The sequence below is a fragment of the Yersinia pekkanenii genome, from assembly GCF_001152565.1.
GTDB lineage: Bacteria > Pseudomonadota > Gammaproteobacteria > Enterobacterales > Enterobacteriaceae > Yersinia > Yersinia pekkanenii.
Window position 1 is genome coordinate 21,027 of the sequence record NZ_CQAZ01000052.1, and the last position, 6,149, is coordinate 27,175.

Here is a 6,149-nt window from a genome sequence, read left to right on the forward strand (position 1 = left end):
TCAAATGTTATCATCCGGCCCGCTTCTACGTTCCTATTTGGCGAACTTAAACATTACCATTTGCTAACGTTCTTTAGCTACTAGTGTCGCCGCTACCTTAGTGCGTATATCCAGCAAATCCTTGCTGTCCAGATCCACCCCTTGCCGCTTGGCTGCGTTGATAAGGGTCATTTCAATAACGTTATGGCTTAACATAATAACTTCACCCGGCTTAATCATGTATCGTCGCCTCTGTGGATTTACTCAAATCAGCCCATCACTTTACGGTAGGCTTCGGCGGCTTCATCCGGGGTTAGGTTTGACGTTTGAATCGGGCCACCGTTCGCGCCGGTCAATTCGGCTTTCTTCGGCGCTTCCCATCCACACATTTCGGCCAGTTGCTTGATGGCAGCTTTCGGATCATGCAACTTAAGTTTCAGCCCGTCCTTAGTGGATAATTCAGCGACAGCGGCCAGGTGTTCGGGCTTAATATCTTTGGAGTCCTTAAACTTCCATGACGCCTGAAAGACCGGTTGCCCTTCCTCGTCTTCACCAATCTGATAATTGCCAAATGTGGCGATGTCATGAATTGTCGTGCGCCCCATCAACGTGAGTCGCTCTAAGGCTTCGGTGTAGGTCATGATGGCCTCGTTAACGGTTTCGTGCTGTACGGGCTGGAGGAAGGCTTGAACGTTACTATTTGTTACTAACTGGTTGGCTTTGGAACGCTCACCATCGCCTCTAGCTTTACCGCCAGCCCTTCGGTATGCCTCGCACCCTCTAGCAGCGCTGTAACGAATCTACGCTGTAACTGCGTCAGGGCATCGAAAAGCGCCTTCTGTTCTTCTGTAAGCGTCATTTCGACGCCTCATCGTTTAACCGGTATAACATTTTCTCATTAACACGATAGCGCGTAAATTTTACTCTCTGTTGACGTATGGGTGCCATACAGTGAAAAACACCTCAATTATCAAGAATACATATATTCCTTGACCACTGTCCGTTAGGTTAAATCAGAGCCAGACTCTCTGTATTTTAAATTCCAGCCCCTAGTTTAACATTACGAATTATTCTATTAATGGCATCAGTGATATCAATAAACCGACGATATCATCATAGCTCTCATTGAGCCTATCCAGCCCAATGCGGTCACGGTTCTCATATGCTCCGTTTTTTTTATTGAAGATAAGAATATCAGTGTCTGTTTCACCAATCAGAACCCAATCGTTGAACGCGTCAGGGAACAATTCAGGAACTGCTTTTAGGTCAGCCAGCTGCTTACGTAAATCTCGTTCATCATCCTCATAATCCGAATACCCAAAATGATTCTACTTATATTCAAATTTGACTATTTCACCATTTTCTTTTAGTAGGTATTTTCCATTATAAACGGTAAAAATTATCCTATTCTCACTGTCATTATTAACGGTAAAAACAGCATTCTTATCTATACAGTTTTTATCTGTTTTCATATCATCGAAGCACAGCCTATCGTATTCATCTTCTTTATACCCTTTAGAGAAATCCCAAAAAGTTATACTAAAATTACCATAAGATGCTGGTTTTGGAATGTTATACTCAGATTTCAACATCTCTTTTTTTTTCAGCCACCAGCTTATTTTTCCTTGATCAGTAGTAGGGAAATCCTTCACCAAAACATCACTAAAATGATGTCTCTGATGAACGGCGACAACTTCCACCGGACGTAGTGACAACCAGAGGGAATAACCCAACAGAACGCCACCAGTTAGTAATAATACACCGAGTATTTTTTTACTTTTTGCTTTCATTGCGCCCCCCAATAATTTCTACTGTTGCTTCCATATTGGTCATGAATGGTTTATAACCAAGCTGGGTGAATCGCTGAAGTACAAACCAGATACGAAATATACGGTAATTCCTAAATTTAATAATATCTTTTCTGTCCAGTCCAAAGTGATCCTGAACATTATAATGGACAACGGCGCGGTAGTGACCATTATTAATCTGTAACGATCTTATCGTGATATGTGCTGCGTATATATCATGTACAGTAATACCTAACCCATTAACCCTATCCTGCAATCTATCGAATTTTGGAAGTATGCCACCAAGGATAGTTTCTGTTATATCCGTTAATTTCTCTGCCGGATACAAATTATTTTTCCAATCGATATTGTCTGTTAATACCTGTTTTATTCTCAGCAATGAACTATTTTCGGCTGATTTATCGTTAATAATTTGCGCTCTCAATGCCGTATTTAACGACAAATCCCTAAACGGTATACCGTTACCATTTTGCATATGGTTGATCATTTTTTCGATAACGTTCTTATACGGGCCGTGCAAAGCAAAGATTCGTGATTCGTAGCGAAATTCATCAAAGAGGATCCTGACACATTCCTGTCGAGTGACCTTCTCGCTTTCCAACGCTCTATCAGCCGCATAGCCATAACCATAAGCCGTGGATTTTAGCTGCTTGAACAACGTCAGCGTGTATGGATTAACCTTGCTTGAAATATTATGTAGATTAAAATCTGTTTTTAACTGCGTTTCGCTCAGATCGCCACATCGCATATCATCGGCACTGTAATCATCCATGCGTTTTTTAGTTCTGAATACCGTGTAGGGGAAACCTAATGCCTGTGGGATTGGTCGAGATGTTTCTGACATAGTAAATTCCTTTTCGTTGTAACGACTGCTAATCCTCCTCATCAGGCCGGGGCCTTACTTTTAACGCAACAGAGGGAATAACCAGAAATGGCTGCTTATGAAGGTCTTATACTCAAAATAATTCAAGTTGCAGGAAGGTGAAAAAATGTGAATGCAACTTAAAGCATAACGAGTATATACCGACATATATCCGATGCAAAATGGATGCTATATCCATTTGATATTGTTTATTTTTTCCGTCTCATCAAACGCGTATTGACCAATAGACACAAAACCAGCCAAGAGAAAGCACCTAAGTAGTGCCTGTGGTTAACTTTCGAACAGCTATTTAACAGTTGATTATGGATTACTGCTAAAACTTTTTATATAAAGAGGCGAAAAGGGGTTGTACTAGTTGTACCAAAAAAAGATAACCTAATGTTAATTAACAAATTGACGTAAATTCTCTGGTACAACTACCCCCCTGTTTTGGTACAACTCAATATGAGTCTGGTACAACTGTGCAAACTGACTATCCCACCTTCACTACTCTTGTATGGTTGTACCAAAACCCCCTTTAGTTGTACCAAAATGGCTTTGAGTTGTACCAGACTTGTACCAGAAATTAATTACAAAATACTTATAAAACAGACATATATAATTAAAAACCCTTCTCTGGTACAACGTATTTTCATTCTCTTATTGAGTTATTCTTCATCTGACAGTTGGACAATCAGGTAAGTCCGCTGCTTTATTCCGCCAAGGTGCTTAAGGCGTGGGGTGAATGTCTGATAGAGGCCCGGTTAGTGTTGGTAGCACCTCCGGGCTTCGCTGTTTTACATTTGACTGACTTATGATGTACATTGTCTGACACAAGAAACTTATATCGAGAGTGTAACACGTGTCAAACACAAACTTACCCAGAGGCAATAAACAGATCGCTTTTCGCGTAGAGCCAGAACTAGAACAGACTATTCGCGAAGCAATGGAAAATGACGGCGATGAGTCTATTTCTGCTTGGATAAAGCGCATTATTAGAAAGGAACTCAAGCAGCGAGATGTAGAGCCAAAAGGCTGACCTATGAAGAAAAAGCAAGACACCCCCGGCAAACAACCTGTAACGCCGGATAGCGAAACTGGTAGCTTCTTACCTGAGTCTGTGTTGAGTGAGATCAAACGCCGCCAACGCAAGAAGGCCAAGGAAGCGCCAGAGGGCTGACCTACGAAAGTTTTGCAGATACGAACATGCTGTTCTGCAAGATGTTGATTTTCATCATGATGGAAAAAACCATAACCCCAAAGGGCGGTATTCTCAGTACCTCCCTTTTCTTTGCCTGTACCTGAACATTGAATAGAAGGGTGTACCCAAAATGATGTACACAAAACGCATTAGGTACACCCTTATGTACAAGCTAACCATGCGCTTTAGTGAGTCTTTATGCTCGCTCATGACAATAAAAAAGCCCGCTGGTCTGCGGGCTGTCTGGCTTTGTGCGTTCTGGTGATAGCTATTGAATAGTTACTCGATATTCTGAATCTGAAATATTTTTTTGTTTTAACTAATTGATTATTATGGCTATGTTGTTTTTTTATTATATTTGGTACACTTTTTGGTACGTTTTTTTAACCATATAAATGCTATGAAGAGTGGGTTTAATCTAGTGTTAAGAGAGAGTGCATTCTTTTAACTATCATTAATATGTTTAATATAAGGTGTATGGCAAGAAATATAATAATAGGAAAGTAAACACATGAAACAAAGTTAAATGAAATATTATAATCAAAAATTGATAAGTTATATGTGTTTCCTGAAATTACTCCGAGTGGAGAGACTGTATATAAAGAAACTAAAAAGCAAAAAACCACTAAAATAACACCACACACAATAGAGTAGCAAATGTTATAATATAATTCTTGCAATAGTTTTTTCTTGGTGGAGTAAAATGTATCAGTATCCTTTTTTTCTCTTATTTTTGTCTCTTGATCATAAACTAGGACTAAAACACTTAATAAAAGAGCTGTTAATATAGCACTGAAGTTAACTAGAAGAGATACTAGATCTTTGCTTATCATAACCACAGAATAAGAGACACCGATGGAAATAAAAACAGGAATAACTATAAATGTTAAAATATCATAAAAACTCAATCTTTTCGTGTCAGCATTTCTTAACGTACTGAAATGACCAGAGATAATTTCGCAAACATTTATCTTAGAACTCATTATGCTCTCCTTATATCCACGCCAGGATAAAGTCGGACAAGATACTCAGCAATAATATCGTCAACCCATTTGTATAAGGAATCCATTTCAGGCATACCTTCAATGATATTAACACATTCATCAAATATAATCTCACATACAGCACCTTTTACATTCGTGCCAATATGAAAAGTTCTTTTCCTTCCATCGCTTAGCTCAACAATTGTTTTTACGGACTCACCATATTCCTTAAGAACCTCTACAACTTGGGCATGTTCACTTCCACGTTCAAAGTAATCCCTAAGTTTCCCCAGAGTACCATTTCGAGGCGGTTTTATTATCAATTCTTGTTCGTTATGCCCAAGCTTTCTTGCTTGTTCAGCTACATCTTTAACACCCACAAATTTAGTAACAATAACTTCTTTTGCAACTGCATCAAGCCAATTATTTATAGCTTTGTCATAAGCAAGCGGCTGCATTTGAATTGTTAAACGTGTTATGTTGTTAAAATATTCTGAGAAAAGCTTCATGAATAATGTCTTAATACCATCGCTTCTATAAGTATGAAGGAATGCCATACCCTCATTTACGTCTCGTGGTATATAAAAGTGGATGTAATATTTTATTATTTCCGAGTTTTTCTGTGTTTTTTCGAAATCAATATTTCCTGTTTCGATATTTATAATATCTGTTTTCGTCCCATAATAGCCAGCTTCTAACCAACAGTATATCTCTCTTCTATCTGCCGAATAAGTTACATTCGAAAATTTGTATACCTGCTTGGTTAATTCTATTAACTGGTACTGTTGGCTATTTAGGTTGATAAAACTAGAAAGAATATCTAAAAGGTCATGATTATTAATATCACTAAGTGAAGAGTAACGCTGCTCTTGAGGAGCATGTCGGTTATAGCAACGGAACAAGTATGGCGCTAGAGCATGCATTTGTTTTTATCCTTTTTTGAAGAACACTACCACTTTCTTTAAACTGCATCAATATTACTGATATGGGTGGGGGGGGGAATAATAACAAAGCGTGATATATGTATTTATCAAGTATGTATCTTGAAAGCTCGTTTTATTAGGTTGCGCGCAATGCTATCCCCGCCACGCCTACGCGCTTTACAGGTCGCTTTTCATGCAGTTGCATGCATAACCCCAAACCGCGCCAGCACTGGGGCTGCACAGGGTTTTAAGGGGGGTATTTTGCATGCAGATCCATGCACTCTAGGCATGCACGCCCTTTTTTAGTATCGCTAGCCAGAAATAAAGCCTCAAACGGTGAACGTCATCACTAAATTGCAGACAAAAAAAGCCCCGCACGAGGGCGGGGAAAGG

7 protein-coding genes and 1 pseudogene are annotated in these 6,149 nt (G+C 39.3%); 1 reads left to right on the forward strand and 7 read right to left on the reverse strand.

All coding sequences use genetic code 11. The features are described from left to right. Nucleotides 1-63 precede the first annotated feature (63 nt). From AEP37_RS26230 to AEP37_RS19585, 5 genes and pseudogenes are all read right to left on the reverse strand, one after another. A complete protein-coding gene (locus tag AEP37_RS26230; RefSeq protein WP_156168683.1) occupies nucleotides 64-219 on the reverse strand; it encodes a hypothetical protein in 156 nt (51 codons plus the stop codon). Nucleotides 220-248: 29 nt separating this feature from the next. After that, the gene (locus AEP37_RS25205) at nucleotides 249-779 is read right to left on the reverse strand and encodes a terminase small subunit (RefSeq protein ID WP_072086360.1); all 531 of its coding nucleotides are present in this window, start codon (nucleotides 777-779) and stop codon (nucleotides 249-251) included. A gap of 267 nt (nucleotides 780-1,046) precedes the next feature. After that, nucleotides 1,047-1,301, reverse strand: a pseudogene (locus AEP37_RS19575) (YrhA family protein); the annotation flags it as partial. A 6-nt stretch (nucleotides 1,302-1,307) separates the two neighbouring features. Then, a complete protein-coding gene (locus AEP37_RS19580) occupies nucleotides 1,308-1,769 on the reverse strand; it encodes a DUF943 family protein (RefSeq protein WP_049614929.1) in 462 nt (153 codons plus the stop codon). Then, nucleotides 1,753-2,631: a YPO3983 family protein gene (locus tag AEP37_RS19585; protein WP_049614930.1), complete on the reverse strand. Its 879-nt coding sequence runs from the start codon at nucleotides 2,629-2,631 to the stop codon at nucleotides 1,753-1,755. The genes AEP37_RS19580 and AEP37_RS19585 overlap by 17 nt, the downstream gene beginning before the upstream one ends. Before the next feature lie 1,060 nt (nucleotides 2,632-3,691). On the opposite strand from AEP37_RS19585, the gene AEP37_RS26635 reads away from it, so the two are divergent. Then, entirely contained in the window at nucleotides 3,692-3,829 is a 138-nt protein-coding gene (locus AEP37_RS26635) for a hypothetical protein (protein WP_167337946.1), read from the forward strand. A gap of 434 nt (nucleotides 3,830-4,263) precedes the next feature. Here AEP37_RS26635 and AEP37_RS19595 read toward each other — a convergent pair whose 3' ends face one another. Next, complete coding sequence (locus AEP37_RS19595; RefSeq protein WP_049614932.1) at nucleotides 4,264-4,833, reverse strand: hypothetical protein; 570 nt, start codon at nucleotides 4,831-4,833, stop codon at nucleotides 4,264-4,266. Further along, nucleotides 4,833-5,756 (reverse strand): hypothetical protein, encoded by a 924-nt coding sequence (locus AEP37_RS19600; RefSeq protein ID WP_049614933.1) that lies wholly within the window; start codon nucleotides 5,754-5,756, stop codon nucleotides 4,833-4,835. The genes AEP37_RS19595 and AEP37_RS19600 overlap by 1 nt, the downstream gene beginning before the upstream one ends. Between the last annotated feature and the right edge of the window lie 393 nt (nucleotides 5,757-6,149).

What these genes read in the sequence shown, in the direction of transcription:
- AEP37_RS26230 (WP_156168683.1), bottom strand. Translation starts at nt 219, where the DNA reads ATGATTAAGCCGGGTGAAGTTATTATGTTAAGCCATAACGTTATTGAA.
- AEP37_RS19580 (WP_049614929.1), bottom strand. Translation starts at nt 1,769, where the DNA reads ATGAAAGCAAAAAGTAAAAAAATACTCGGTGTATTATTACTAACTGGT.
- AEP37_RS19585 (WP_049614930.1), bottom strand. Translation starts at nt 2,631, where the DNA reads ATGTCAGAAACATCTCGACCAATCCCACAGGCATTAGGTTTCCCCTAC.
- AEP37_RS26635 (WP_167337946.1), top strand. Translation starts at nt 3,692, where the DNA reads ATGAAGAAAAAGCAAGACACCCCCGGCAAACAACCTGTAACGCCGGAT.
- AEP37_RS19595 (WP_049614932.1), bottom strand. Translation starts at nt 4,833, where the DNA reads ATGAGTTCTAAGATAAATGTTTGCGAAATTATCTCTGGTCATTTCAGT.
- AEP37_RS19600 (WP_049614933.1), bottom strand. Translation starts at nt 5,756, where the DNA reads ATGCATGCTCTAGCGCCATACTTGTTCCGTTGCTATAACCGACATGCT.